General features: G+C 69.6%; 2 protein-coding genes. Both read left to right on the top strand.

Translation table 11 applies throughout. From position 1 onward, the window contains the following. Nucleotides 1-734 (top strand): efflux RND transporter periplasmic adaptor subunit (locus JCM9942_RS16115; RefSeq protein ID WP_054660869.1); only part of this gene is annotated, 734 nt, incomplete at its 5' end. Next, a partial coding sequence (locus JCM9942_RS16120; protein ID WP_172675174.1) for an efflux RND transporter permease subunit occupies nucleotides 731-1,340 on the top strand: 610 nt, incomplete at its 3' end. The genes JCM9942_RS16115 and JCM9942_RS16120, both read left to right, overlap by 4 nt.

A 1,340-nucleotide genomic window follows, 5' to 3' on the forward strand; every position in this document is an offset into this window, starting at 1 on the left:
ACCAGCGCCAGCGCGAGCTGGCTGCGCAGCAGCTGGTGTCCCATTCCACCTTGGGCACGCAAAAAGCCATCCGCGATGCCGCCGAGGCCCGCGTGCGGCAGATGCGCGCCGATATCGGTGACCGCCAGGTCCGCGCGCCGTTCGCCGGCGTGCTGGGTATCCGCCAGATCAGCCCCGGCGCGCTGCTGACGCCGAGCACACCGATCGCCACGCTGGATGACCTGTCGCGCATGCATGTCGATTTCCCGCTGCCGGAGGCCGAGCTGGCGACGCTGCAGCCTGGCGACAAGGTCGTCGGCAGCAGCATCGCCTGGCCCGGGCGTACCTTCGAGGGACGGGTGAGCACCATCGATGCGCGGGTCGATCCGGGCAGCCGCGCGGTGACCGTGCGCGCCGATTTCGCCAATGCCGATCACGCGCTGCGTCCGGGCATGCTGCTGGATGTGCGCCTGTTCCGCCCCGAGCGGCAGGCGCTGGTGATCCCGGAGATCGCCGTGGTCCAGGTCGGTCGTGACTCCTTCATCTACCGGGTCAAGGACGATGCCAGCGTCGAGCGGGTCGACGTCAAGACCGGCACCCGCCGCGCCGGCGTGGTGGAAGTCATCGACGGCCTGAGCGCCGGTGAGCGCATCGTCATCGACGGCACCGGCAAGCTGCGTCCGGGCATCAAGATCGAAGATGCCAAGCCGGCCGCCGCCGCGCCGGCGCCCGCCACGCAGGCGGCTGCCGGATGAAGCTGTCCGACCTTTCGATCAAGCGGCCGGTGCTGGCCGTGGTGATGAGCCTGCTGCTGGTGGTGCTGGGCTTGATGTCGTTCAGCCGGCTGACCCTGCGCGAGTTGCCGGCGATCGATCCGCCGATCGTGTCGGTGTCGGTGGACTACACCGGCGCCTCGGCCGCGGTGATCGAAAGCCGCGTCACCCAGGTGCTGGAAGACGCGCTGGCCGGCATCGAGGGCATCGACACGATCAACGCGCGCAGCACCAATGGCCGCGCCTCGGTCAGCATCGAGTTCAATGCCAACCGCGACATCGAGGCCGCCGCCAACGATGTGCGTGACGCGGTCAGCCGCGTCGCCGACCGCATGCCCGAAGAAGCGCGGCCGCCGGAGATCGCCAAGGTCGAGAGCGACGCCGACCCGATCATCTGGTTCAACATGAGCTCCAGCTCGATGGACACGCTGGAGCTGAGCGACTACGCCGAGCGCTACGTGGTGGACCGTTTCTCCAGCATCGACGGGGTAGCGCAGATCCGCATCGGCGGCCGGCAGCGCTACGCGATGCGGGTGTGGCTGGACCGCGACCAGCTGGCCGCGCGCGGCCTGACCGTGGGCGAGGTGG

The organism is Stenotrophomonas pictorum JCM 9942, assembly GCF_001310775.1.
In the GTDB taxonomy this organism is placed as follows: Bacteria; Pseudomonadota; Gammaproteobacteria; order Xanthomonadales; family Xanthomonadaceae; genus Stenotrophomonas; species Stenotrophomonas pictorum.